The organism is Kitasatospora sp. NPDC048722 (genome assembly GCF_040650235.1).
Classification (GTDB): domain Bacteria; phylum Actinomycetota; class Actinomycetes; order Streptomycetales; family Streptomycetaceae; genus Kitasatospora.
The window spans coordinates 1-23,463 of sequence record NZ_JBEZGX010000059.1; the positions used below are offsets into that span (position 1 = coordinate 1).

A 23,463-nucleotide genomic window follows, 5' to 3' on the forward strand; every position below is an offset into this window, starting at 1 on the left:
CGCGGCATGGTCCCGCTGCTGACCTTCCTGCGCGAGGCTGGCGTGGTGCCGACTCCGCAGGTGCCACCGTCGCCCGCGGCGGTTCTGCTCCGCCGCACCCCCGGGTGCGGCGGGCCGGGGCTTTTGCGTCGCTTGGGTCCGGTTCGGGTTTCGCCGCGGCACTCTTGGCAGGGTGGATGGCATGTGACATATTACTGATGTGCCCAAGACCTGGAGACCCCCCCTGGACGTCGTCGTGGTCGGCGCCGGAGTCGTCGGCGCCGCCTGCGCGTACTACGCGGCCCGCGCCGGGCTCGCCGTCGCCGTCGTCGACCGCGGGCCGGTGGCCGGTGGCACCACCGGCGCCGGCGAGGGCAACCTGCTGGTCTCCGACAAGGAGCCCGGGCCCGAGCTCGACCTCGCGCTGCTCAGCACCCGGTTGTGGCGCGAGCTCGCCGGGGAACTCGGCGCCGCGGTGGAGTACGAGGCCAAGGGCGGCCTGGTCGTCGCCCAGGCCCCGGCCGGGCAGGACGCCCTGCGGGCCTTCGCCGCGCGGCAGGCGGCCGCCGGGGTCGTCGCCGAGGAGGTGCCCGCCGAGCGGCTGCGGGAGCTGGAGCCGCACCTCTCGCCGCGCATGGCCGGCGGCTTCCACTACCCGCAGGACGCCCAGGTGCAGCCCGCCCTCGCCGCCGCCCACCTGCTGCGCGCGGCCCGGCGGCTGGGCGCGGAACTGATCACCGGCGAGACCGTCCGGACCGTCCGCCGGGGGGCGGACGGCGCCGTCCTCGGCGTCGGGACCGACCGGCGGCAGCTGGACGCGCCCGCCGTCGTCAACGCCGCCGGGACGTGGGGCGGGGAGCTCGCCGCGCTGGCCGGGGTGCACCTGCCCGTCCTGCCCCGACGCGGGTTCGTCCTCGTCACGGAGCCGCTGCCGCGGATCGTGCGGCACAAGGTCTACGCCGCCGACTACGTCGCCAACGTGGCCAGCGGATCGGCCGGGCTGGAGACCTCCGCCGTGGTCGAGGGCACGCCGGGCGGGCCGGTGCTGATCGGCGCCAGCCGGGAGCGGGTCGGCTTCGACCGGACGCTGTCGCACGAGGTGCTGCGGCGGCTCGCCGCGCAGGCCGCCGAGCTGTTCCCGGTCCTCGCGGACGTCGCCGTGATGCGCGCCTACCGGGGCTTCCGCCCCTACCTGCCGGACCACCTGCCGGCCGTCGGCTCCGACCCGCGCGTGCCCGGGCTCTACCACGCGTGCGGGCACGAGGGCGCCGGGATCGGGCTCGCCCCCGCCACCGGCCTGCTGATCACCGAACAACTGACCGGCAAGCAACCGGAGTCGGACCTCGCGCCGTTCCGGGCCGACCGCTTCCCCGCGGCCTGACCCATGCTTCCCACGACCGGACTGGAGAGGTCCTCGATGCGCCGCCGCACACCCGCCGAACTGGTCGGGGCCGAGCCCGGGCCCGCCCATCACATCGACTTCGACGGACGGCCCGTGCCCGCGCTGCCCGGCCAGTCGATCGCCGCCGCGCTCTGGGCCGACGGCGTGCTCGCCTGGCGCACCACCCGGGTCGGCGGGCGGCCGCGCGGGGCGTTCTGCGGGATCGGTGCCTGCTTCGACTGCCTCGCCACCGTCGACGGCCGCCCCAACCAGCGCACCTGCCTGCTCCCCGCCGAGCCCGGCACCACCGTCACCACCCAGGAGGGCCACGGCCGTGCCGACCTCGCCGTCTGAGCCGCCGGAGGCGGCGCAGTCCTTCCCGTACGACCTCGCGGTGATCGGGGCCGGCCCGGCCGGGCTCGCCGCCGCCGTCACCGCCGCCGACCTCGGGCTGCGCTGCGCGCTGCTCGACGGGGGCCGGCAGAGCGGCGGCCAGTACTACCGCCACCCCGCGCCCGGCCTCGGGGCCGCCCGGCCCGACCGGCTGCACCACGGCTGGTCCGTCTACGCGGACCTGGCCGGCCGGCTGGCCGCGCACGAGCGGACCGGGCAGGTCCGTTTCCTCGGCGGCCATCAGGTGTGGGCGCTGGAGCGCACCGGCGACGGGCTCGCCGCGCACGTCACCCTCGGGCCGGAGGCCGGCGACCGGACCACCGTGCGGGCCGCCGCCGTGCTGCTGGCCACCGGCGCGTACGAGCGGCAGCTGCCCTTCCCCGGCTGGACCCTGCCCGGGGTCGTCACCGCGGGCGGCGCCCAGGCCATGCTCAAGGCGGGGCTGGTGCTGCCCGGCCGGCGGATCGTCGTGGCCGGCAGCGGGCCGCTGCTGCTCGCGGCGGCGTCCTCGCTCGTCAGCGCCGGGGCCGAGGTGCCCGCGGTGGTCGAGGCCGGCGACTACCTCGGCTACGCCCGGCGCCCCGGCGTGCTGGCGGCCGTTCCCGCCAAGCTCGTCGAGGGTGCCGGGCACGGCGGCGCGCTGCTGCGCCACCGGGTGCGGCTGCGCCCGCGCAGCGCCGTCGTCGAGGCGCACGGCACCGACCGCGTCACCGCCGTCACGGTGGCCCGGCTGGACGCCGACTGGCGGCCGGTGCCCGGCACCGGCCGCCGGATCGCCTGCGACGCGCTCGCCGTCGGCCACGGCCTGCTGCCGCAGATCGAGCTCGCGACCGAGCTCGGCGCGGACACCGTGACCGGCCCGGACGGCGCGGTCGCGCTGCGGGTGGACGCCCGGCTGCGCACCACCGTCCCCGGCCTGTGGTCGGCGGGGGAGGCCAACGGCGTGGGCGGCGCGGACCTCGCGATCGCGGAGGGCGCGCTGGCCGCGCACGCGGTCGCCGGCCGCACCCCGGAGCCGGCGCTGCTGCGCCGCCGGGCCCGGCGGCGGGCCTTCGCCGCCCTGATGGCCGCCGCCCACCGGCCGGGCCCGGGCTGGACGGACTGGCTGCGCCCGGACACCGACGTGTGCCGGTGCGAGGAGGTGCCGCTGGCGGCGATCCGGGAGGCGGTGGACGAGCTGGGCGCGGGGGACCCGCGGACCGTCAAGCTGCTGACCCGCGCGGGGATGGGGTGGTGCCAGGGCCGGATGTGCGGTCCGGCGGTGGCCTGCCTGTCCGGCGCCGGCGATGCCTCCGGTCACGGGGGAGCGGGGCCGGACCGGCGCCCGCTCGCCTGTCCGGTGCCGCTCTCGCAGCTGGCGGCCGGCGACTGAACCGGGCCCGACCGAACACGGGGGCCGGGGACTCTTGTCTCCGGCCCGTCCCCACTAATAAAATGTCACACCTCACCAAGGAGTCATCGTGTCCCACACCCCGCACGACACCACCCGGCCCTGGCGCGGCATCATGGTCGCCACCGCGATCCCGCTGCGCCAGGACCTCTCCGTCGACTACGACGCCTACGCCGAGCACGTCCGCTGGCTGATCGACAACGGCTGCGACGGCGTGGTCCCCAACGGCTCGCTCGGCGAGTACCAGACGCTCACCGACGACGAGCGCGCCCGCATCGTCCGGGTGGCCGTCGAGGCGGCCGGCGACGGCGCCCGGGTCATGCCCGGCGTCGCCGCGTACGGGAGCGCCGAGTCCCGCCGCTGGGCCGAACAGGCCGCGGAGGCGGGCGCCGGCTCCGTCCTGCTGCTGCCGCCGAACGCGTACCGGGCCGACCACGCCGCCGTCCGCGCGCACTACGCCGAGGTGGCCCGGGCGGGCGTGCCGGTCGTCGCGTACAACAACCCGATCGACACCAAGGTCGACCTCGTCCCCGCGCTGCTCGCCGAACTGCACGCCGAGGGCTCGATCGTCGCGGTCAAGGAGTTCAGCGGCGACGTCCGCCGGGCCTACGAGATCGCCGAACTCGCGCCCGGGCTCGACCTGCTGATCGGCGCGGACGACGTCCTGCTCGAGCTCGCGCTGGCCGGAGCGGTCGGCTGGATCGCCGGCTACCCGAACGCGCTGCCGGAGGCCTCGGCCGCGCTCTACAAGGCCGCCGTCGCGCACGACCTGGAGACCGCGCTGCCGCTCTACCGGGCGCTGCACCCGCTGCTGCGCTGGGACTCCAAGACCGAGTTCGTCCAGGCCATCAAGCTGTCGATGGACATCGCCGGGCGCCCCGGCGGGCCCGTCCGGCCGCCCCGGCGGCCGCTGGGGGCGGAGGCCGACGCGGCCGTCCGGGCGGCCACCGAGAAGGCGCTGGCCGAGGGCCTGTCCTGAATCCTTAGCCAGCGAGCCGGCTGACGGGGCAGCCGGCCCATCCTCCGAGGGAGTTCCGACACATGCGCAGCCGTCACGTGTTCCACGCCGTCGACTCGCACACCGAGGGCATGCCGACCCGGGTCGTCACCGGCGGGTTCGGTGTCGTTCCGGGCGCCACCATGGCCGAGCGCCGGGTGCACTTCCAGCAGCACCTGGACCACTTCCGCACGCTGCTGATGTACGAGCCGCGCGGGCACGCCGCGATGAGCGGCGCGATCCTGCAGCCGCCGACCCGGCCGGACGCCGACTACGGGGTGCTGTTCATCGAGGTCTCCGGGCTGCTGCCGATGTGCGGGCACGGCACGATCGGCGTCGCCACCGTGCTGGTGGAGACCGGGATGGTGCCGGTCGTCGAGCCGGTGACGACCGTGCGGCTGGACACGCCGGCCGGGCTCGTGGTCGCCGAGGTGCAGGTCGAGGACGGCGCGGCCAAGGCCGTGACCATCCGCAACGTGGCCTCCTACACCGTCGCGCTCGACCGCAAGATCGACGTGCCCGGGTACGGGACGGTGAGCTACGACCTCGCCTACGGCGGCAACTTCTACGCCATCCTGCCGCTCGCCGAGTTCGGGCTGCCGTTCGAGCGCGAGCGCAAGCAGGACATCCTCACCGCCGGGCTCGCCCTGATGGACGCCATCAACGCGGGCCCCGAGCGGCCGGTGCACCCGGAGAACCCGTCCTTCCACAGCTGCCACCACGTGCAGCTGCTCGCACCCGGCTCGACCGCGGAGCACTCGCGGCACGCGATGGCCATCCACCCCGGCTGGTTCGACCGCTCGCCGTGCGGCACCGGCACCTCGGCGCGGATGGCGCAGCTGCACGCGCGCGGCGAACTGCCGCTCGGGCGGGACTTCCGCAACGACTCGTTCATCGGGACCACCTTCGTCGGGCGACTGGTCGAGGAGACCGAGGTGGGCGGGCGGCCCGCGGTGGTGCCGACCGTCACCGGGCGGGCCTGGGTGACCGGCACCGCCCAGTACTTCCTCGATCCCACCGACCCCTTCCCGGCGGGGTTCCTGCTGTGACCGGGCCTGCTGTGACAGTGCTTGACGTGACGTTCCGTTCGAAGGGTTCCCGGTCGTGACCATCACCTCGTACAACCCCGCCGACCCCGCGGACCTCGTCGTCGCCGTCGAGGAACCCGGCGCCGACGCCGTCCGGGCCGCCGTCGCGCGGGCCCGCGGCGCCCAGGCGCGGTGGTTCGCCGCGGGCGCCGGCGCCCGGTCGGCGGCGCTCGGCCGGATCGCCGACGCGGTCGAGGCGCACGCGGAGGAGCTGGCCTCGCTGGTCGTGCGCGAGGTCGGCAAGCCGCTCGCCGAGGCGCGCGGCGAGGTCGCCAGGACGGCGGCGATCTGGCGTTACTACGCGCAGGCGCCGTTCGCGCCCGCCGGGGCCGTGCACGAGACCGCGGGCGGGCCCGGGCTGCTGCTCACCCGGCGGCGGCCGCACGGGGTGGCCGGGCTGATCGCGCCGTGGAACTTCCCGCTGGCGATCCCGAGCTGGAAGGCCGCACCGGCGCTGGCGGTCGGCAACGCCGCCGTGCTCAAGCCGGCGCCGGAGGCGACCGCGTGCGCGCTGCGGCTGGCCGAACTGGTGGCGCTCGCCGGGCTGGCGGAGGACGTGTTCACGGTGCTGCCGGGCGGCGCGGAGGAGGGCGCGGCGCTGGTCGACGCGGCGGACGTGGTGTCCTTCACCGGCTCGACCGGGATCGGCCGGGCCGTCGTCCGGGCGGCCACCGAGCGCGGCGTGCCCGTGCAGGCCGAACTCGGCGGGCTGAACGCCGCGCTGGTGCTGCCGGACGCCGACATCGCGCAGGCCGCCGGGCACATCGCCGCCGCCGTCGCCGGGTACGCGGGGCAGAAGTGCACCGCCACCAGCCGGGTGATCGCGGTCGGCGAGGCGTACGAGCCGCTGCGGGACGCGCTGGTCAAGGCGCTGGAGGGGACGGACGACACGGTCTGCGGGCCCGTCATCAACGCCGGAGCCCGGGACCGGCTGACCACGGCCGTCGACTCGGCCGTGGCCGCCGGGGCCGAACTGCTCGCCGGCGGGCGGGTACCCGCGCGGGCCGGCTGGTACGTCGAACCGGCGCTGCTCAGCGGGGTGCCCGCCGAACACCCGCTGGCGCGCGAGGAGTTCTTCGGCCCGGTCGCCGTGCTGCACGCCGTGCCCGACCTCGACGCGGCGATCGCGCTCGCCAACGACACCCCGCACAGCCTCGCCACCTCGGTGCACAGCCGCAGCCTGGACGTCGCCCTGGCGGCCGCCGACCGGCTGGACGCGGGCATGATCCGGATCAACGCGCCGTCCAGCGGCGTCGACTTCCACCTGCCGTTCGGCGGTGCCAAGGGCGCGAGCCACGGGGAGCGCGAGCAGGGGCAGGCGGCGCTCGACTTCTACACCGTCGGGCGGACGGTCAGCGTGCTGCCCGCCGGGGGCGTGTGATGGACGTCCGGACCGTCGACTACCACACGGGCGGCGAGCCGTTCCGGATCGTGCTGGACGGTGCCCCGGTGATCCCCGGGGACAGCGTCGCCGAGCGGCGGGCCATCGCGATCGGCGCGGGCGGCAGCGCCACCGCGCCCCGGCCGAGTGCGCTGGACGACGTCCGCCGGCTGCTCAGCCGCGAACCGCGCGGGCACGCCGGGATGTACGGCGGGTTCCTGGTGCCGCCGGACGACGACGAGGCGCACCTGGGCGTCCTGTTCTGGCACAAGGACGGCTACTCGACCGCCTGCGGGCACGGCACCATCGCGCTCGGCGCGTGGGCGGTCGACTCCGGGCTGGTCGCCGCCCCCGCGGACGGCGTGGCGCGGGTGCGGATCGACGTGCCGTCGGGGCGCGTCACGGCGCTCGTCCACCGGGCCGGCGGGCGCACCACCGGGGTGACCTTCCGCAACGTGCCGTCGCGGGTGAGCGCGCTGAAGCTGCCGGTGGCGACCTCGCGCGGCACGGCGGAGGTCGCGGTGGCGCACTCCGGCGCCTGCTACGCCTCCGTGCCGGCGGCGGCGCTGGGCCTGACCGTCGACACCGCCCGGCTGCCGGAACTCACCGCGGTCGGGCGGGAGATCAGGCGGGCGCTGGAGGGCTCGGAGGCGGTGGCGCATCCGTCGGACCCGCGGCTCTCGGGCGTGTACGGGGTCGTGCTCTACGACGAACTCCCTTGGGAGGGCGAAGGGTTGCGCCAGCGCAATGTCACCGTCTTCGCGGACGGGCAGATCGACCGCTCGCCCTGCGGCTCCGGCACCTCCGCCCGGCTCGCGGTGCTCGCGGCGGAGGGGCGGCTCGGGCCGGGCGAGGAGCTGCGGCACGAGTCGGTCATCGGGACGGTGTTCCACGGGCGGGTGCTGGCGGGCGGCGACCCGCTGGGCTCCGGCCTCGTCACGGAGGTGACGGGGACGGCGCACCGGACCGGGGAACACGGATTCGTGCTGGAAGAAGGGGACGGGCTCGGGGCAGGATTCCTGCTGTGACTTCTTCTGACGCGAATTCCTCCGTACCGCCCGGCACGGCGACTGAGCCGCTCCGGTACGCCGTGTCGGGCACCGGGTCCGTCACGCCCGCCCAGGCCGCCGACGCGGTCGAGCGGATGCTGCTCGACGGGTTCGACCCCGAGGCCGCGCCCGTCCGCACCGGGGTGCCCGTCCCGGCGGGCGAGCTGCTGATGATGCCCGCCGCCGCCGGGCGGTACGCGGGCGTCAAGATCGCCGGTGTCGCGCCCGCCAACCCCGGGCGCGGCCTGCCCCGGATCACCGGCAGCTACCTCCTGCTCGACGGGCCCACCCTCCAGCCCGTCGCGCTGCTCGACGGCGCCGCGCTCACCGCGCTGCGCACGCCCGCCGTCACCGCCGTCGCCCTGCGCCGGCTCGCCCCGCCGGAGGCCGCGCACCTCGTGCTGTTCGGCGCCGGGCCGCAGGCGTACGGGCACCTCGACGCGCTGCTCGCGATCCGGCCGCTGACCCGGCTCACCGTCGTCGCGCGCAGCGCCGGGCCCGCGGAGGCGCTGGCCGCGTACGGGCGGGGGCTCGGGCTGGCGGCCTCGGTCGGCGGGCCGGAGGCCGTCGCGGCGGCGGACGTGGTGGTCTGCTGCACCACCGCGCGCACGCCGCTGTTCGACGGCGCCCTGGTGCCCGCGCACGCCGCCGTCGCCGCGGTCGGCTCGCACGAGCCGGAGGCGCGGGAGGTGGACGCCGCGCTGGTGGGGCGGGCCGAACTCTACGTCGAGGCGCGGACGGTGGCGGCCCGCGAGGCCGGGGACCTGATCATGGCGGGGGTTTCCGGACGCCAGGTGTGGAACCTGGCCGAGCTGGTGCGCGGCGACGTCCACGTGCCGGCGGACCGGCCGCGGTTCTTCAAGAGCGTCGGCATGGCCTGGGAGGACCTGGCCGTGGCGGCAGAGGTGCACGCGGGCGGCTGATGACGGCGGGTTTCGTGGGCCGCCGGCCGTTGTCACGGCCGGCGGCCGCTGCCACGATGAGCTGCGGCTCGAATCGCGGACCGTTGCGCACACACCGTAACGTGACATTGTACGCTGGTGTTCTGCACCGACCCGGAGGAACACCATGGCCGAGCTCAAGTCCCGCACCCTGATCTCCGTGCAGGAGCGGCTCCGCGACCAGGTCGCCCACGCGCTGCGCGCCGCCCTGATCTCCGGCGAGCTGCGCCCCGGTGTCGTCTACTCCGCGCCCGCGCTCGCGGCCGACTTCGGCGTCTCCGCCACGCCGGTGCGCGAGGCCATGCTCGACCTCGCCCGCGAGGGCCTGGTGGAGGCCGTCCGGAACAAGGGCTTCCGGGTCACCGAACTCACCGAGCGGGACCTCGACGACTACACCGAGATCCGTGCGCTCATCGAGGTCCCGACCGTCGGCCGGGTCACCCGCACGGCCACCGCCGAGCAGTTGGAGCGGCTGCGCCCGCAGGCGGAGGCGATCGTGGCGGCGGCGCGCAAGCACGACCTCATCGGCTACCTGGAGGCCGACCGCCAGTTCCACCTCGACCTGCTGGGGCTGGCGGGCAACGCACGGCTGGTCGACGTCGTGGGGGACCTGCGCAAGCGCTCGCGGCTGTACGGGCTGAACCGGCTCGACGAGCGCGGCGAGCTGGTGTCCTCGGCGGAGGAGCACCTGGAGCTGCTGGACCTGATGCTGTCGGGCGACGCGGAGGCCGCGGAGGCCTGCATGACGCGGCACCTGAGCCACGTCCGGTCCCTGTGGGCCAACGGCCAGGAGACGCAGGAGGAGCCCCGCACGGCGCTGCGGCTGCGGGCGCGGTAGGGGTCGACCACCCGTCCGGGTGAGAGTCGAAGATCGAGCGCGGGAACGCGCCTGCGTCCTACGACGATGTTCTCGACCTCGGCAGCCAGGAGGAACTCCCTGTCCGCCGCAGCGGTGGAAGAACCGATGGGGCAGCTGACACGGCTCGAACCCGCCGAGCTGGTCTCGAACCAGTTCGCCGGGCACCGGGTCGAGATCGTCGGGAGCCGGATCACCGTGGCGCGGCCGCCGGACGTTTCGCACGGCAAGTCGCCGAGTCGCCTCATGCGGGTGCTTTTCGCGGTCGGCCTCGATGGGGACGAGGCCGACGTTCCGGCCCACGTCGCCGTGGACCGGAAGAACCGGCGCGTCATGGTGCTCGCCGACCCCAGGGACGGCGAGCACCGGGTACACGCCGTCCATCACCAGGGGCAGTCGTTCACGCTGCCGGAGTCGATCAGGGCACCGGTGACGCCAGCGGCGGACGACCTGCTGGGTTCGAAGAAGTGGCCAGCCGGCCGTCGTGGACCTCGGCGATCTCGTCGACGGCGGTCAGGTGGGTGCGGTCGTGGGTGACCAGGACCGTCGCCGTCGCGCGTTGGTGCGTGAGGGTCGTGATCAGGTCGAGGACGGCCGCGCCCCGTTCGTGGTCGAGGGCGCTGGTGGGTTCGTCGATCAGCAGTACCTTCGGGTCGTTCATCAACGCCCGTGCGATGTTGACGCGTTGGCGCTGGCCGCCGGAGAGCTGGTGCGGGCGGCGGTGGGCCTGGTCGCGGAGGCCGACGGCGTCGAGGAGTTCGAGGGCGCGGGGGAGGGCGGCGCGCGGGGAGCGGCCGTCGAGGTGGGCCATCACCTGGAGCTGTTCGGCGGCGGTGAGCGAGGGCAGCAGATTGGCCTGCTGGAAGACGATGCCGATGCGGGTGCGGCGCAGCGCGGTCAGCTCGGCGCGGGTGAGGCCGGTGGTGTCGGCACCGTCCACGACGACCCGGCCGGAGTCGGGGGCGATGAGGGTCGCGGCGACCGCGAGCAGGCTGGACTTGCCGGAGCCGGACGGGCCGACCACGGCGGTGATGGTGCCCGCGGGGACGGTCAGGGAGACGTCGTCGAGGGCGGTGAGCCGGCCGTCGCCGTCCGGGTAGGTCAGGGTGACGTGGTCGAGGTGGAGGGTCATCGGGCGCTCCCGAGGGCGGTCAGCGGGTCGACGGAGGTGATCCGGCGGATGGACAGGGCCGCGCCGACGGCGCCGAGGGCGATCATCACGGCGGCGGGCAGCAGCAGGGTCGGGGCGTCCAGGACGAACGGGACGGCGGAGCCGATCAGGGAGCCCGCGCCGATGGCGATCGCGGTGCCCGCCGCGGTGCCGAGCAGCAGCAGCAGGACGGCTTGGCCGAGCGCGTCGCGCAGCAGGTAGCGGGTGGAGGCGCCGAGGGCCTTGAGGACGGCGACGTCGCCGCTGCGCTGGATCGTCCAGACGGTGAAGAACGCGCCGATGACCAGGGCGGAGATGGCGAACAGGAACCCGCGCATCAGCTGCAGCGAGCCGTTCTCGGAGGTGTAGGAGCCGATCGCGGCGAGCGCGTCGTCGCGGGTGCGGGTCTCGGTGCCGAGGCGGGCGTCGGCTGCGCCGAGGTCGGTGCCCTTCGTGGTGGTGAGCGCGATGACGGTGGCGTGGCCGGCACCGCCGGGGGCGAACGCCTGCCAGTCGGTGAGGCTGGTCCAGATCACGGGGGTGTGGCTGTAGGCGGCGTCGCCGTCGACGGCGGCGACGGTGAGGGGGCGGCCGGCCACCGTGAGGGTGGCGCCTGTCGCCAGCCCGCCGAGGTTCTCGGCGGCGGTCTTCGACAGCACCGCCTGGCCGGCGGTGATCCGGGTGCCCTGCGGGGCCAGCCCGGAGCCGTCCGGGACGCCGAAGGCGGAGAGCGCGGCGGTGCGCTGCCCGGCGGCGGCCTTGGTCGTGGTGATGCCGAGGGGCTGGGCGGAGGTCACGCCCGGCTCGTGCGACCAGGCCTGCCACTGGTCCGGGGTGACCTGGGAGTCGGTGAACGAGAGCTTCTGGCCGTCGGCGGGCCGTCCGAACACCAGGTGGTCGGCGGGCAGGCCGGTGATCGCCGAGATGTTCTGCCGACCGAGCCCGGCGGTCAGCCCGGACAGCAGGCCGACCAACACGGTGATCAGCACGATAACGGTCCCCATCAGGGCGAACCGCCCCTTGGCGAACCCCAGGTCCCTCCAGGCGACGAACACGACGGGCCTCTCTGCACGAAACGAATGTGTGCCTACACCGTCGCCGGGAAGGGGGTCCGCGGGCATCGCACCGGGGATTGCATCCTCGGCATCGAAAGGCAGAAGCGGAGTTCAACCTTTTGATTGATGCCGGACCCCGGACGCGGAACTTAGGCTGGACCAATGGCGACCGAACGTTCCCGCACCACCCCCGTCGCCCGCGTCCTCCAGGTCTGCCTGCACCTGCTCGTGGCGGGCCTGCTCGTCCTCGCCGTCGCCCGCGCCGTCGGCGGCCGCGACGGCGACCCGGCGTCCGTGACCGCCGCCGCCACCGCGATGGGCGCCGCCTACGCGGCCGGGCCGCGGCTCGCCGCCGTCCGCCGCTCGCGCCGGGCGGCCGCCCTGTGGCTCGCGCTGCTCGGCGTCACCTGGGCGGGCGTGCTCGTGGCCACGCAGGACGGGGTGTGGCTGGCCTTCCCGCTGTACTTCCTCGAACTGCACCTGCTCGGCCGTCGGGGCGGACTCGCCGCCGTCGGGCTGACGGCCGCCGCCGCGATCGCCGCGTGGTCCTGGCACCAGCACACCTTCAGCGTGGCCGCGTCCATCGGGCCCGCGCTCGGTGCCGCCGTCGCCACCGCGACCGTCCTCGGCTACCAGGCGCTGTACCGGGAGAGCGAGGAGCGCCGCCGGCTGATCGACGAGCTCACCGCCGCCCGCGCCGACCTCGCCACCGCCCACCACGCCGCCGGGGTGCTCGCCGAGCGCGAGCGCCTCGCCCGGGAGATCCACGACACCCTCGCGCAGAGCCTCAGCAGCATCCAGCTGCTGCTCCGGGCCGCCCAGCGGGCCCTGCCGGACCGCACGGACGCCGCGGCCGGCTACGTCGAGCAGGCCCGGCAGGCCGCCCAGGACAACCTCGACGAGGCCCGGCGCTTCGTCCGCGCGCTCACCCCGCCCGCGCTCGACGGCGACCCGCTGCCCGTCGCGCTGGAGCGGCTGTGCGCCACCACGACGGCGCACAGCGGGCTGCCCGTCCACCTGCACGTCTCCGGGGAGCCGGTGCGGCTGCCGGTGCCGCAGGAGGTCGCGCTGCTGCGGATCGCGCAGTCGGCGCTCGGCAACACCGTCCGGCACGCGCAGGCCTCGCACGCCGAGGTGACGCTCAGCTACATGGAGGGCGAGGTGGCACTCGACGTGTTCGACGACGGGGCCGGGTTCGATCCGGCGGCGCTCCCGGGGCGCCCGGCGCGCGACGACGGCGGGTTCGGGCTGCCGTCGATGCGGGCCCGGGCCCGGGCGCTCGGCGGCACCTTCGCCGTGGAGTCGGCGCCCGGCGAGGGCACGGCGCTCGCCGTGCTGCTGCCGGTGCCGTCGGCGTTCCCGGCGACGGAGGTGGGGGCGTGATCAGGCTGCTGCTGGCGGACGACCACCCGGTGGTGCGGGCCGGGCTGCGGGCCGTCCTGGAGGGCGAACCGGACTTCACGATCGTCGGGGAGGCGGCGACCGCCGAACGGGCGGTCGAGCTGGCTTCCGGGGGCGGGGTCGACGTCGTGCTCATGGACCTCCAGTTCGGGCCCGGCGCGGCGATGAACGGGGCCCAGGCGACGGCCGAGATCACCGCCCGCGCGGGGGCGCCGCGGGTGCTCGTCGTCACGACGTACGACACGGACGCGGACACCCTGCCCGCCCTGGAGGCCGGCGCCACCGGGTACCTGCTGAAGGACGCCCCGCCGGAGGAACTCGCCCAGGCGGTGCGGGCCGCGGCGGCCGGTCGGACGGCGCTCGCGCCGACCGTCGCCGACCGGCTGCTGGAGCGGATGCGGACTCCCGCGGCGTCGCTCAGCAACCGGGAGATCGAGGTGCTGGGGCTGGTCGCGGACGGGCTGACCAACCAGCAGGTGAGCCAGCGGCTGCACCTGAGCCAGGCCACGGTGAAGTCGCATCTGGTGCACATCTACACGAAGTTGGGGGTCGACTCGCGCACGGCGGCGGTGCGGGAGGCACGCGGCCGGGGGCTGATCCGGCGGGCGTAGGGTGGGGGTGTTCCGTGCCCGCAGCAGTGTGAGGAGCGCAGATGGCCGTCCGCCTCGACGAACTCGCCGTTCCCGTGATCGCCGCGCCGATGGCGGGCGGGGCATCGACGCCCGAGCTGGTGGCGGCGGTGAACCGGGCCGGCGGGCTGGGGTTCCTGGCCGCGGGCTACCGGACGGCCGCCGGGACGGCCGAACAGATCGCCGCCGTACGGAAGGCGACCGACCGGGCCTTCGGCGTGAACCTCTTCGTCCCGGCCGAGCCCGGCGATCCGGTGGCGGTCGCGGCCTACCGGGAGCGGCTGCGGCCCGAGGCCGAGCGGTGGGGCGTCCGGCTGCCCGAGGAGATCGGGCCGGACCGGGACGACTGGGAGGCCAAGCTCGGCGTGCTGCTGGCCGATCCGGTCGACGTCGTCTCGTACACCTTCGGGCTGCCCACGGCGGCGGAGGCCGCGGCCGTGCGCGCGGCGGGGTCGTTCCAGGTGGGCACCGTCACCACGCCCGAGGAGGCGCGGTCGGCGGAGGCGGTCGGCATGGACGCGCTCTGCGTGCAGGGCCCGGAGGCGGGCGGCCACCGGGGCACCCACCGCGTCGGGGACGAGCCTGGAGAAGTGCCACTGCTCGAACTCCTGGGCACCGTACGGACGGTGACCGCCCTGCCGCTGATCGCCGCCGGCGGAATCGGCGACGGTCCGTCCATCGCGGCGGCGCTGCGGGCGGGGGCGGTGGCGGTGCAGCTGGGGACGGCGCTGCTGCGCGCGGACGAGTCCGGCGCGTCGCAGGCCCACCGGGCGGCGCTCACCGAACTGCCGGAGACCGTCGTCACCCGCGCCTTCACCGGCCGTCCGGCCCGCGGCCTGCGCAATGCCTTCATCGACCGCCACGGCCCCTACGCCCCTCCCGCCTACCCCGAGGTCCACCACCTCACCGGCCCCCTGCGCGCCGCCGCCGCCCGGCGCGCCGACACCCGGTCCATGCACCTCTGGGCAGGAACCGCCCACCACCTCGCGAGCCCGGGCCCGGCGGAGCGGATCGTCACCGACCTCTGGCGTGCGGCGCGGGGGGCGTAGAGGGCTCAACGCAGCAGGTCGGCCATCCAGGACTCGATGGCCCCCGGTGTCCTCGGGAGGGCGCTGGACATCAGGCGGGCGCCGTCCCGCGTGATGACGAGGTCGTCCTCGATGCGGATGCCCAGGCCTCGCAGTTCCAACGGGAGGGTTTCGTCGTCGGGCTGGAGGTAGAGGCCGGGTTCGACGGTGAGGACCATGCCCTCCTCCAGGGTGCCGTCGAGGTAGCGGTCGGCGCGGGCCTGGGCGCAGTCGTGGTAGTCGAGGCCGAGCATGTGGCCGCTGCCGCAGAGGGTGTAGCGGCGGTACAGGCCGTTGTCCTCGGCGAGGGCCTGGTCGGCGGGGATGCGCAGGACGCCCCAGTCGGCGAGGCCTTCGGCGACGACCCGCATCGCGGCGCGGTGGAAGTCACGGAAGCGGGCGCCGGGGCGCAGGGCGGCGATTCCGGCGCTCTGGGCGGCGAGGACGAGGTCGTAGGCCTGGCGCTGGACGGGGGTGAAGGTGCCGCTCAGGGGCAGGGTGCGGGTGATGTCGGCGGAGTACAGGGTGTCCGTCTCGACGCCGGCGTCGAGGAGGAGCAGGGCGCCGGGGTCGAGGGGGCCGTCGTTGCGGATCCAGTGCAGGACGCAGGCGTGGGCGCCGGAGGCGGCGATGGTGGTGTAGCCGGTGCCGTTGCCCTCGGCGCGGGCGCGGAGGTCGAAGACGCCCTCGACCCAGCGTTCGCCGCGCGGGTGGCGCAGGGCGGCGGGCAGGGCGCGGACGACGTCCTCGAACCCCAGGACGGTGTGGTCGACGGCGAGTTGGAGCTGGTTGACCTCCCAGGTGTCCTTGACCAGGCGCAACTCGGAGAGGACGGCGGCCAGTTCGCGGTCGCGGAGGGCGTCGGTGCCGGTCCGCAGGGAGTCGACGAACGGGTCGGTGCCGGCCAGGACGCGGGTCGGCGGCTGCGGTCCGGTGAACAGCTTGGCGAGGTCGTCGAGGTGTTCGGTGCGCAGGCCGGTGAGCGCGGCGGCCTCGGCGAGGTCGGGGCGGCGACCGACCCAGAACTCGCCGTAGCGGCGGTCGCGGTAGAACTCGGCGCCGTCGCGCGGGGAACGGGGACGCAGGTGGAGCACGGGTTCGTGCCCGGTGGGGCCGGCCGGTTCGAGGACGAGGACGTGGTCGGCCTGGTCCTCGCCGGTGAGGCCGGTGAGCCAGGCGTAGGCGCTGTGCGGGCGGAAGCGGTGGTCGAGGTCGTTGCAGCGGACCTTGAGCCGGCCGGCGGGGACGACCAGCCGCTCGCCGGGGAACGCGGCGGAGAGCCGGGCGTGCCGTCCGGGGAGGCGGTCGTGACCGGGCGCGCGCCGGTCGGCGGGCAGCGGGGTGGGGGCCCACCGCGTGGCCATGAAGGCGTCGAGGGCGGGGGAGACGGGGAGGTCGTGGCTCCCCGTGTTGAGGTCGGCTTGACGGAGGGTCACCGGTGAACTCCTCGACGTGGCGCGGGCGGTAGGACGCCGGACACAGCTCGGTAACGGGCGGCGCAGGCTCTTGTGCAGTGCAATTTCACATTACTATGTTACGGGTCACACAGCGGAGCGGCCAGACCCGGCCCCCACAGCGGAGTTGCAACATGACCAGGCGCACCCACGCCGCGCTCGCGGCAGCCCTCGCGGCGACCCTCACCCTCGGCCTCGGGGCCTGCACGAACGACAAGAGCGACAGCGGCGGTGACAGCCAGGCCGCGAGCACCAGGGCCCCCGGCGCCGCCTCCGGTTCCATCGTCGGCGGCACCCCGGTCAAGGGCGGCACCCTGACCGTCCTCTCGAACCAGGACTTCGCCCACCTCGACCCGGCCCGCAACTGGACCATGCCGAACATGGACTTCGGCATCCGGCTGCTCTACCGCACCCTGGTCACCTTCAAGGCGGAGCCGGGCGCCGCCGGCAGCGAGATCGTCCCCGACCTCGCCACCGACCTCGGCCGCTCCTCGGACGGCGGGAAGACCTGGAGCTTCACCCTCAAGGAGGGCGTCAAGTACGAGGACGGCACGCCGATCAGGTCCGCCGACATCAAGTACAACGTCGAGCGCTCCTTCGCCCCGGACCTCACCGGCGGCCCCGACTACGCGCAGCAGTACCTGGCCGGCGGAGAGAACTACAAGGGCCCGCTGAACGGCGAGCACCTGGCGAGCATCGAGACCCCGGACGACCGCACCGTCGTCTTCCACCTCAAGCGTCCGGTGGCCGAGTTCTCCTACACCGCGACCCTGCCGACCTTCGCGCCCGTGCCGCAGGCCCAGGACAAGGGCACGCAGTACGACCTGCGCCCGTTCTCCTCCGGCCCGTACAAGATCGAGACCTACGACCGCGGGAAGCAGCTGACGCTCGTCCGCAACGCCAGTTGGGACCCGGCCACCGATCCGGTCCGCAAGGCCTACCCCGACAAGATCGTGGTCGTCCAGGGCCTCAAGGGCGGGCAGGTCGACGACCGGATCATCGCGAGCGAGGGTGCCGACGCCTCGGCGGTCGAGTGGATGAACCTGCGCCCGGAATCGGTCGCGAAGGTGCTGCCCAAGCCGGACGTGAAGTCCCGGCTGATCGCCGAGCAGCAGGGCTGCACCGACATGCTCTACCCCAACACCTCCAAGGCGCCGTTCGACGACCCGAAGGTGCGCGAGGCGCTGATGTACGCGGTGGACCGGGACGCCCAGGTCACCGCGAACGGCGGCCCGGCGATGGGCGACGTGGCCACCTCCTACCTGCCGCCCGCGATGACCGGCGGCGTCAAGCAGGACACGCTGAAGATCGCCCCGACCGGCGACCCGGAGAAGGCCAAGCAGCTCCTCAAGGACGCGGGCAAGACCGACCTCAAGGTCTCGCTGACCGTCTCCTCCGGCGACAAGACCCGGGCCGAGGCGCTCCAGCAGTCGCTGGCCAAGGCCGGGATCCAGGTCACCATCACCACGGCCGACCCGTCCGTCTACTACGACACCATCGGCGACACCAAGAACGCGCCCGACCTCGCCATCCTCGGCTGGTGCCCGGACTACCCGTCCGGCGCGACCTTCCTGCCCATGGTCTTCGACGGCCGCACCATCAAGGAGAAGGGCAACCAGGGCAACGTCGAGCAGTTCCGCGACCAGGCCACCTCGGACCGGATCGACCAGATCAGCGCGATGACCGACGTCGCCGAGGCCAACAAGGCCTGGCTCCAGCTCAACGACGACCTGATGAAGAAGGCGCCGACCGTGCCGATGCTCTGGCAGCGCCGCCCGCTGCTGGCCGGGACGAACGTGGCCGGCGCCTTCGGGCACCCGGTGTGGACCGGTCAGTGGGACTTCGCCACGATCGGCCTCAAGGACCCCTCCAAGGGTCAGGGTTGAGGGGCCGTCCGATGACTGCCACCACTGAGCCCGCCACCGCCGAGCCCGCCGCCGCGCGGGCCGCGGCGGCGGGCCCCGCGAAGGCCGCCGGGCGCGGGCCCTGGCGGCTGGTCTGGGACCGGCTGTGGGCCCGCGGTTCGGCCCGGTTCGGCCTGGTCACCGTCGCGGTCCTGGTGCTGCTCGCCGTGCTGGCCGGGCCGCTGAGCGCGCTCGGCGGCTGGTCCCCCGACGAGTTCGACAAGCGCGCGATCGACCCCTACCTCGGCGGCCAGCCGATCGGGGACTTCGGCGGGATCGGCACCCGGCACTGGCTGGGCGTCGAACCGTCGACCGGGCGCGACCTGTTCGCCCGGGTCCTGCACGGCGGCCAGGTCTCGCTGCTGATCGCCTTCACCGCCACCGCCGTGGTCGTGGCCACCGGCACGCTGGCCGGGATCGCCGCCGGGTACTTCGGCGGCCGGACCGACTCCGTGCTCTCCCGGCTGATGGACCTCACGATGTCCTTCCCGTCCCTGATCTTCATGATCGCGATGATGTCGGTGGCCAAGGACGTCAACCGGATCCTGCTGATCACCCTGGTGATCGGCCTGTTCACCTGGCCCGGCATCGCCCGGGTGGTCCGCGGTCAGACCCTCTCCCTCAAGCACCGCGAGTACGTCGAGGCGGCCAGGGTCGGCGGCGCCCGCCCCTGGCGGATCCTCACCCGGGAGATCCTGCCCAACGTCTCCGGCCCGGTGATCGCCTACACGACGCTGCTCGTCCCCGGCATGATCGCGACCGAGGCCGCGCTCAGCTACCTCGGCGTCGGCGTGCGCCCGCCGACCCCGTCCTGGGGCCAGATGATCGCCGAGAGCATCAACTTCTACGAGACCGACCCGACGTACTTCCTGATCCCGACGGCCTTCCTGTTCCTCGCCGTGCTCGCGTTCACCCTGCTCGGCGACGCGCTGCGCGACATCCTGGACCCCCGGGGAGGCCGGTCGTGATCCTCTACCTCGGCCGCCGGCTGCTCGGCGTGGCCGGCATCCTGCTCGCCATCTGCGCCATCACCTTCACCATCTTCTACCTGCTGCCCAGCGACCCGGCCGCGGCGGCCTGCGGCAAGACCTGCAGCCCGGAGCGGCTCGCCGACGTCAAGGCGGCGATGGGCCTGGACCGGCCGGTCTGGGATCAGTTCGCCGGCTACCTGACCGGCATCTTCGCCGGCCGCGACTACGGCAGCGGCCCCAGCGCCGTGCACTGCGGCTTCCCGTGCCTCGGCTACTCCTACGAGTACTCGCTGCCGGTCTGGGACCTGCTCACCGACCGGCTGCCGGTCTCCGTCTCGCTGGCGCTCGGCGCGGCCGTGCTCTGGCTGGCCCTCGGCCTCGGCGCGGGCGTCACCTCGGCGCTGCGCAAGGACACGGCCGTCGACCGCACGCTGATGGTGTTCTCGGTCGGCGCCGCGTCGCTGCCGGTCTACTTCACCTCGATCATGCTGATCTGGGGCGTGGTCAGGACGGCCGGGCTGCTGCCCTACCCGGCGTACCACACGTTCACCGACGGCCCGGTGCAGTGGGCCTCCAACCTGCTCCTGCCGTGGATCGCGCTCGCCCTGCTGTACGCGGCCATGTACGCCCGGCAGAGCCGCAACTCGATGATCGAGGCGATGGCGGAGCCGTACATCCGCACCGCCCGCGCCAAGGGGCTGCCGGGCCGGACCGTCACCGTCAAGCACGGGCTGCGCTCCGGGATGACGCCGATCCTGACGATCTTCGGCATGGACCTCGGCGGGCTGCTGGCCGGCGCCGTCATCACCGAGTCCATCTTCGGACTGCCCGGCGTCGGACGGCTCTTCTACGACGCGCTGGTCCGCTCCGACCAGCCGGTCATCCTCGGCGTCACCCTGCTCGCGGCCTCCTTCATCGTCGCGGCGAACCTGCTGGTCGACCTGCTCTACGCGTTCGTCGACCCGAGAGTGAGGTACTGATGGCCGCTCTTCTGGAAGTCGACGACCTCAGGGTCTCGTTCGACACCCCGCGCGGCACCGTCCGGGCCGTCGACGGCATCTCCTTCACCGTCGACGCCGGGCGCACCCTCGGCCTGGTCGGCGAGTCCGGCAGCGGCAAGTCCGTCACCTCGCTCGCCGTCATGGGCCTGCACCGCGGCGCCGCCGTCACCGGCTCGATCCGGCTGGACGGACGGGAGCTGAACGGGCTCGGCGAACGGGAGCTGGGCACCGTCCGGGGCCGGCGGATCGCGATGATCTTCCAGGACCCGCTGTCCAGCCTGCACCCCTTCTACACCGTCGGCGAGCAGATCGCCGAGCACTACCGGGTGCACTTCCGGGCGGGCCGCCGGGCCGGCCGGCAGCGCGCCGTCGAGATGCTCGCCGAGGTCGGCATCCCCGAACCGGGCCGCCGCGTCGACGAGTACCCGCACCAGTTCTCCGGCGGCATGCGCCAGCGCGTCATGATCGCCATGGCGCTCGCCTGCGAACCCGACCTGCTGATCGCCGACGAGCCCACCACCGCCCTCGACGTCACCGTGCAGGCGCAGATCCTCGACCTGATCGCCCGGATCCAGCAGGAGCGCGGCCTCGGCGTCGTCATGATCACCCACGACCTCGGCGTCGTCGCCCGGGTCGCCCACGAGGTGCTCGTCATGTACGGCGGACGTTCCGCCGAACAGGCCCCGGTCGACCGGCTGTTCGGCGCCCCCGCCCACCCCTACACCCGCGGCCTGCTCGACTCGCTGCCCCGCCTCGACGACACCGACGACGCCCCGCTGCGGGCCATCCCGGGCAGCCCGCCGTCGCTGATCGTCCCCGCCCCCGGCTGCTCCTTCGCGCCGCGCTGCGCCCGCACCACCACCGCGACCGCCGAGGAACACGCCCGCTGCCTGGCCGAGCGCCCCGAACTCGGTCCGCTCGGCCCCGGCCACCAGGCCGCCTGCCACCTGCCACTGGTGCCGGAAGGGGTCGCGTGATGGCTCGATCGACGGGTGAAACCCTGCTCTCCGTACGGGACCTGGTGAAGACGTTCCCGGGGCGCCGCGGTCGCACCGGGCGTCCGGGGGCGCCGATCCGGGCGGTCGACGGGGTGTCCTTCGACGTCGGCCGGGGCGAGACCCTGGGCCTGGTCGGCGAGTCCGGCTGCGGCAAGTCCACCACCGGGCGGATGATCGTCCGGCTGCTCGACCCGACCGCGGGTACCGTCACCTTCGACGGCACCGAGATCGGCGGCCTGTCCCAGTCCCGACTGCGGCCGCACCGGCGGCACCTGCAGATGGTCTTCCAGGACCCGTACTCCTCGCTCAACCCCCGGCAGACGGTGGCCCGGATCATCTCCGAGCCGCTGCTGGTCCAGGGGTCGGGCGCCGCCGAGGCGCGGAAGCGGGCCGGCGAGCTGATGGAGCTGGTCGGGCTGATCCCCGAGCACCTCGACCGCTACCCGCACGAGTTCTCCGGCGGCCAGGCGCAGCGCATCGGCATCGCCCGGTCGCTGGCCACCTCGCCGAAGCTGGTGATCGCCGACGAGCCGGTGTCCGCGCTCGACGTGTCGATCCAGGCGCAGGTCGTCAACCTGATGGAGGAGCTGCAGCGCGAGCTGGGCCTCGCCTACGTGTTCATCGCGCACGACCTGTCGGTGGTCAAGCGGGTCTGCGACCGCGTCGCGGTGATGTACCTGGGCCGGATCGTCGAGATCGGGGACAAGGCCGAGGTGTACGGCAACCCGGCGCACCCGTACACGAAGGCGCTGCTGTCGGCCGTGCCGCTGCCCGATCCGGCGGCGGAGCGGGCGCGCGAGCGGATCGTCCTGGCGGGTGACCCGCCGAGCCCGGCGAACCCGCCGTCCGGCTGCACGTTCCACCCGCGCTGCCCGAAGGCGCAGGAGGTGTGCCGGACGGAGCGGCCGCTGCTGAAGCTCGCCGGCCCGGGCGGCCGGGAGGCGGCCTGCCACTTCCCCGAGGCCTGACACGCCCCAGACCCCCGGTCGGGCGCGGTGGGGAACCACGAGGACCGCGCCCGACCGGGTTCCAGTCGTTCGGTCATCAGCTCGCCCGTTTGCCCGTTCATTCGGTCAGGGGCGGCAGTCGGCGCGGGCCCGGTCCCTCGGCGGCCAGTTCGTCGCCGGGGTTGAGCACCCGGCAGCGGCGCAACGACACGCAGCCGCAGCCGATGCAACCGGTCAGCTCCGATTCCAGTCGTTCCAGCTCGGCGCGCCGGGCGCGCAGGTGCTCGGCCCACTTGGCGGAGATGCGCTCCCAGTCGCGCTTGCCGGGCATCCGGTCCTCGGGCAGCGCGGCGAAGACCTCGGCCACCTCGGCCAGCGGGATGCCCAGCCGCTTGGCGACCAGGACGAGGGAGAGCCGGCGCAGCACGTGCCGACGGTAGCGGCGCTGGTTGCCGGTGGTCCGCTCGGAGGAGATCAGGCCCTGCTCCTCGTAGAAGCGCACCGCCGAGGTGGCGATCCCGGCCCGCCGGGCCACCTCTCCGACGCTCAGCAGATCGACCGGTGCGGTGTCCATGGCGGCCCTCCGGATGTGCTCCTTGACTTCAAGTCCTCTTGAAGGTCCAGCGTACCGGACGTGATCGAATCGGTCGCGAGGCGGCGTGCCACAGACCCTACCGAGCAGAGAAGTTATGTATCGGTAGGGTTGTCGACCGGGCCCTCGGCGTGCTGGCGCGAACTGTTCTCCCGGCAGTTCGCGGCGCCCGCGTCGATCCTCGCGGGCGGGTTCGCGCTGTACGCGGTGAACCTCTACCTCGCCGCCGCACTGATTCCGTCGATCGTGGCCGACATCGGCGGCGCCCGGTACTGCGCGTGGGCGGCATGTCGGCCTCGGCCCGCCGCGTGACCTCCGGCATCGCGGGGATCACCCTGCTCGGCGTCGTGACCTGGGCTCTCGCCACCCGGCGGCGGTGACCCACCGACCGCCCCGGGTCCCTTTTCGTCGGGGGACCCGGGGCCTTCCCGGGCCGTCAGCCGGTGGTGTACTCCACGGCCGTGGTGACCACCGCGAGCACGCCGTACACCGTCGCGAGCGTGGTCCGGCCGGTGGCGTACAGGGCCAGCGCGCCCGTACCGAGGACCACCAGCTTGAGGACGATCTCGGCGGCGAGCGGCAGCCGGTACTTCGGCCCGCCCGCGGCAAGGAACAGACCCCAGACGGTCGCCGCCAGGGCCGGCGCGCCGATCCCGAGGAGCAGCCTGGTGCCGAGGCCGGCGCCGGTCTTGAAACCCCAGTAGCAGAGCGCCGCGAGCAGCGCGAGCTCCAGGCCGAAGGCGACTCCGCCGTTGACCGCGGTCAGCGGCGTCCACTGGCGCCGGTTGACCGGGCCGGGTCTCCGGATCTTCATGTGTGCTCTCCCCGTGTGGCCGTAC

23 protein-coding genes are annotated in these 23,463 nt (G+C 74.5%); 18 read left to right on the forward strand and 5 right to left on the reverse strand.

Annotated elements, in window-relative coordinates; translation table 11 throughout:
* Positions 1–199 precede the first annotated feature (199 nt).
* The 9 genes from AB0C76_RS32585 to AB0C76_RS32625 all read left to right on the forward strand — a co-directional run bounded on the left by AB0C76_RS32585 (position 200) and on the right by AB0C76_RS32625 (position 9,437).
* Positions 200–1,360 carry an FAD-binding oxidoreductase gene (locus AB0C76_RS32585; protein WP_359972518.1) on the forward strand — a complete coding sequence of 387 codons (1,161 nt, stop codon included), beginning with the start codon at positions 200–202 and terminating at the stop codon, positions 1,358–1,360.
* Between the two features lie 36 nt (positions 1,361–1,396).
* Positions 1,397–1,714, forward strand: coding sequence for a (2Fe-2S)-binding protein (locus AB0C76_RS32590; RefSeq protein ID WP_359972520.1), 318 nt, complete (start codon positions 1,397–1,399; stop codon positions 1,712–1,714).
* The gene (locus tag AB0C76_RS32595; RefSeq protein WP_359972522.1) at positions 1,695–3,125 is read left to right on the forward strand and encodes an NAD(P)/FAD-dependent oxidoreductase; all 1,431 of its coding nucleotides are present in this window, start codon (positions 1,695–1,697) and stop codon (positions 3,123–3,125) included. Before AB0C76_RS32590 ends, AB0C76_RS32595 begins: the two co-directional genes overlap by 20 nt.
* 88 nt (positions 3,126–3,213) lie before the next feature.
* Positions 3,214–4,122, forward strand: a complete 909-nt coding sequence (locus AB0C76_RS32600) for a dihydrodipicolinate synthase family protein (RefSeq protein WP_359972524.1) — start codon at positions 3,214–3,216, stop codon at positions 4,120–4,122.
* A 62-nt stretch (positions 4,123–4,184) separates the two neighbouring features.
* Positions 4,185–5,189 carry a proline racemase family protein gene (locus tag AB0C76_RS32605; protein ID WP_359972526.1) on the forward strand — a complete coding sequence of 335 codons (1,005 nt, stop codon included), beginning with the start codon at positions 4,185–4,187 and terminating at the stop codon, positions 5,187–5,189.
* A 55-nt stretch (positions 5,190–5,244) separates the two neighbouring features.
* Positions 5,245–6,609, forward strand: a complete 1,365-nt coding sequence (locus AB0C76_RS32610) for an aldehyde dehydrogenase family protein (protein WP_359972528.1) — start codon at positions 5,245–5,247, stop codon at positions 6,607–6,609.
* Entirely contained in the window at positions 6,609–7,637 is a 1,029-nt protein-coding gene (locus AB0C76_RS32615; protein WP_359972530.1) for a proline racemase family protein, read from the forward strand. Before AB0C76_RS32610 ends, AB0C76_RS32615 begins: the two co-directional genes overlap by 1 nt.
* A 62-nt stretch (positions 7,638–7,699) precedes the next feature.
* Positions 7,700–8,581, forward strand: coding sequence for an ornithine cyclodeaminase family protein (locus tag AB0C76_RS32620; RefSeq protein ID WP_359972532.1), 882 nt, complete (start codon positions 7,700–7,702; stop codon positions 8,579–8,581).
* A 145-nt stretch (positions 8,582–8,726) separates the two neighbouring features.
* Complete coding sequence (locus tag AB0C76_RS32625; protein ID WP_359972534.1) at positions 8,727–9,437, forward strand: GntR family transcriptional regulator; 711 nt, start codon at positions 8,727–8,729, stop codon at positions 9,435–9,437.
* Between the two features lie 436 nt (positions 9,438–9,873).
* Here AB0C76_RS32625 and AB0C76_RS32630 read toward each other — a convergent pair whose 3' ends face one another.
* Both AB0C76_RS32630 and AB0C76_RS32635 read right to left on the reverse strand, forming a co-directional pair.
* On the reverse strand, positions 9,874–10,587 hold the full coding sequence (locus tag AB0C76_RS32630) for an ABC transporter ATP-binding protein (RefSeq protein WP_359972536.1): 714 nt from the start codon (positions 10,585–10,587) through the stop codon (positions 9,874–9,876).
* Entirely contained in the window at positions 10,584–11,660 is a 1,077-nt protein-coding gene (locus AB0C76_RS32635) for an ABC transporter permease (protein ID WP_359972538.1), read from the reverse strand. Before AB0C76_RS32635 ends, AB0C76_RS32630 begins: the two co-directional genes overlap by 4 nt.
* 162 nt (positions 11,661–11,822) lie before the next feature.
* On the opposite strand from AB0C76_RS32635, the gene AB0C76_RS32640 reads away from it, so the two are divergent.
* From AB0C76_RS32640 to AB0C76_RS32650, 3 genes are read left to right on the forward strand one after another with little or no spacing between them, the layout of a single operon-like run.
* Positions 11,823–13,043 (forward strand): sensor histidine kinase, encoded by a 1,221-nt coding sequence (locus AB0C76_RS32640; RefSeq protein ID WP_359972540.1) that lies wholly within the window; start codon positions 11,823–11,825, stop codon positions 13,041–13,043.
* Entirely contained in the window at positions 13,040–13,672 is a 633-nt protein-coding gene (locus AB0C76_RS32645) for a response regulator transcription factor (protein WP_359972542.1), read from the forward strand. The genes AB0C76_RS32640 and AB0C76_RS32645 overlap by 4 nt, the downstream gene beginning before the upstream one ends.
* Positions 13,673–13,713: 41 nt before the next feature.
* The gene (locus tag AB0C76_RS32650) at positions 13,714–14,739 is read left to right on the forward strand and encodes a nitronate monooxygenase (protein ID WP_359972544.1); all 1,026 of its coding nucleotides are present in this window, start codon (positions 13,714–13,716) and stop codon (positions 14,737–14,739) included.
* A gap of 5 nt (positions 14,740–14,744) precedes the next feature.
* On the opposite strand, the gene AB0C76_RS32655 is transcribed toward AB0C76_RS32650, so the two are convergent.
* Positions 14,745–16,193 carry an aminopeptidase P family protein gene (locus AB0C76_RS32655; RefSeq protein WP_359972546.1) on the reverse strand — a complete coding sequence of 483 codons (1,449 nt, stop codon included), beginning with the start codon at positions 16,191–16,193 and terminating at the stop codon, positions 14,745–14,747.
* 152 nt (positions 16,194–16,345) lie between these two features.
* Here AB0C76_RS32655 and AB0C76_RS32660 point away from each other — a divergent pair, with 152 nt between their 5' ends.
* Genes AB0C76_RS32660 through AB0C76_RS32680 form a run of 5 tightly spaced genes read left to right on the forward strand, consistent with a single transcriptional unit; the run spans position 16,346 to position 22,053 of the window.
* A complete protein-coding gene (locus AB0C76_RS32660) occupies positions 16,346–18,097 on the forward strand; it encodes an ABC transporter substrate-binding protein (RefSeq protein ID WP_359972548.1) in 1,752 nt (583 codons plus the stop codon).
* Between the two features lie 11 nt (positions 18,098–18,108).
* Positions 18,109–19,083: an ABC transporter permease gene (locus tag AB0C76_RS32665; protein WP_359972550.1), complete on the forward strand. Its 975-nt coding sequence runs from the start codon at positions 18,109–18,111 to the stop codon at positions 19,081–19,083.
* Positions 19,080–20,066 (forward strand): ABC transporter permease, encoded by a 987-nt coding sequence (locus AB0C76_RS32670; protein WP_359972552.1) that lies wholly within the window; start codon positions 19,080–19,082, stop codon positions 20,064–20,066. Before AB0C76_RS32665 ends, AB0C76_RS32670 begins: the two co-directional genes overlap by 4 nt.
* The gene (locus AB0C76_RS32675) at positions 20,066–21,064 is read left to right on the forward strand and encodes an ABC transporter ATP-binding protein (protein ID WP_359972554.1); all 999 of its coding nucleotides are present in this window, start codon (positions 20,066–20,068) and stop codon (positions 21,062–21,064) included. Before AB0C76_RS32670 ends, AB0C76_RS32675 begins: the two co-directional genes overlap by 1 nt.
* On the forward strand, positions 21,064–22,053 hold the full coding sequence (locus AB0C76_RS32680) for a dipeptide ABC transporter ATP-binding protein (RefSeq protein ID WP_359972556.1): 990 nt from the start codon (positions 21,064–21,066) through the stop codon (positions 22,051–22,053). The genes AB0C76_RS32675 and AB0C76_RS32680 overlap by 1 nt, the downstream gene beginning before the upstream one ends.
* A 97-nt stretch (positions 22,054–22,150) precedes the next feature.
* On the opposite strand, the gene soxR is transcribed toward AB0C76_RS32680, so the two are convergent.
* Positions 22,151–22,606 (reverse strand): redox-sensitive transcriptional activator SoxR, encoded by a 456-nt coding sequence (soxR, locus tag AB0C76_RS32685; protein ID WP_359972558.1) that lies wholly within the window; start codon positions 22,604–22,606, stop codon positions 22,151–22,153.
* Between the two features lie 129 nt (positions 22,607–22,735).
* Between soxR and AB0C76_RS32690 the strand changes: the two genes are divergently transcribed.
* The gene (locus tag AB0C76_RS32690) at positions 22,736–22,936 is read left to right on the forward strand and encodes a hypothetical protein (RefSeq protein WP_359972560.1); all 201 of its coding nucleotides are present in this window, start codon (positions 22,736–22,738) and stop codon (positions 22,934–22,936) included.
* Between the two features lie 124 nt (positions 22,937–23,060).
* On the opposite strand, the gene AB0C76_RS32695 is transcribed toward AB0C76_RS32690, so the two are convergent.
* Positions 23,061–23,438, reverse strand: coding sequence for a YrdB family protein (locus AB0C76_RS32695; RefSeq protein WP_359972562.1), 378 nt, complete (start codon positions 23,436–23,438; stop codon positions 23,061–23,063).
* Between the last annotated feature and the right edge of the window lie 25 nt (positions 23,439–23,463).

Coding starts and splice junctions, on each gene's coding strand:
- AB0C76_RS32590 (WP_359972520.1), top strand. CDS start 1,397: ATGCGCCGCCGCACACCCGCCGAACTGGTCGGGGCCGAGCCCGGGCCC.
- AB0C76_RS32605 (WP_359972526.1), top strand. CDS start 4,185: ATGCGCAGCCGTCACGTGTTCCACGCCGTCGACTCGCACACCGAGGGC.
- AB0C76_RS32615 (WP_359972530.1), top strand. CDS start 6,609: ATGGACGTCCGGACCGTCGACTACCACACGGGCGGCGAGCCGTTCCGG.
- AB0C76_RS32625 (WP_359972534.1), top strand. CDS start 8,727: ATGGCCGAGCTCAAGTCCCGCACCCTGATCTCCGTGCAGGAGCGGCTC.
- AB0C76_RS32630 (WP_359972536.1), bottom strand. CDS start 10,587: ATGACCCTCCACCTCGACCACGTCACCCTGACCTACCCGGACGGCGAC.
- AB0C76_RS32640 (WP_359972540.1), top strand. CDS start 11,823: ATGGCGACCGAACGTTCCCGCACCACCCCCGTCGCCCGCGTCCTCCAG.
- AB0C76_RS32650 (WP_359972544.1), top strand. CDS start 13,714: ATGGCCGTCCGCCTCGACGAACTCGCCGTTCCCGTGATCGCCGCGCCG.
- AB0C76_RS32660 (WP_359972548.1), top strand. CDS start 16,346: ATGACCAGGCGCACCCACGCCGCGCTCGCGGCAGCCCTCGCGGCGACC.
- AB0C76_RS32665 (WP_359972550.1), top strand. CDS start 18,109: ATGACTGCCACCACTGAGCCCGCCACCGCCGAGCCCGCCGCCGCGCGG.
- AB0C76_RS32675 (WP_359972554.1), top strand. CDS start 20,066: ATGGCCGCTCTTCTGGAAGTCGACGACCTCAGGGTCTCGTTCGACACC.
- AB0C76_RS32680 (WP_359972556.1), top strand. CDS start 21,064: ATGGCTCGATCGACGGGTGAAACCCTGCTCTCCGTACGGGACCTGGTG.
- soxR (WP_359972558.1), bottom strand. CDS start 22,606: ATGGACACCGCACCGGTCGATCTGCTGAGCGTCGGAGAGGTGGCCCGG.
- AB0C76_RS32695 (WP_359972562.1), bottom strand. CDS start 23,438: ATGAAGATCCGGAGACCCGGCCCGGTCAACCGGCGCCAGTGGACGCCG.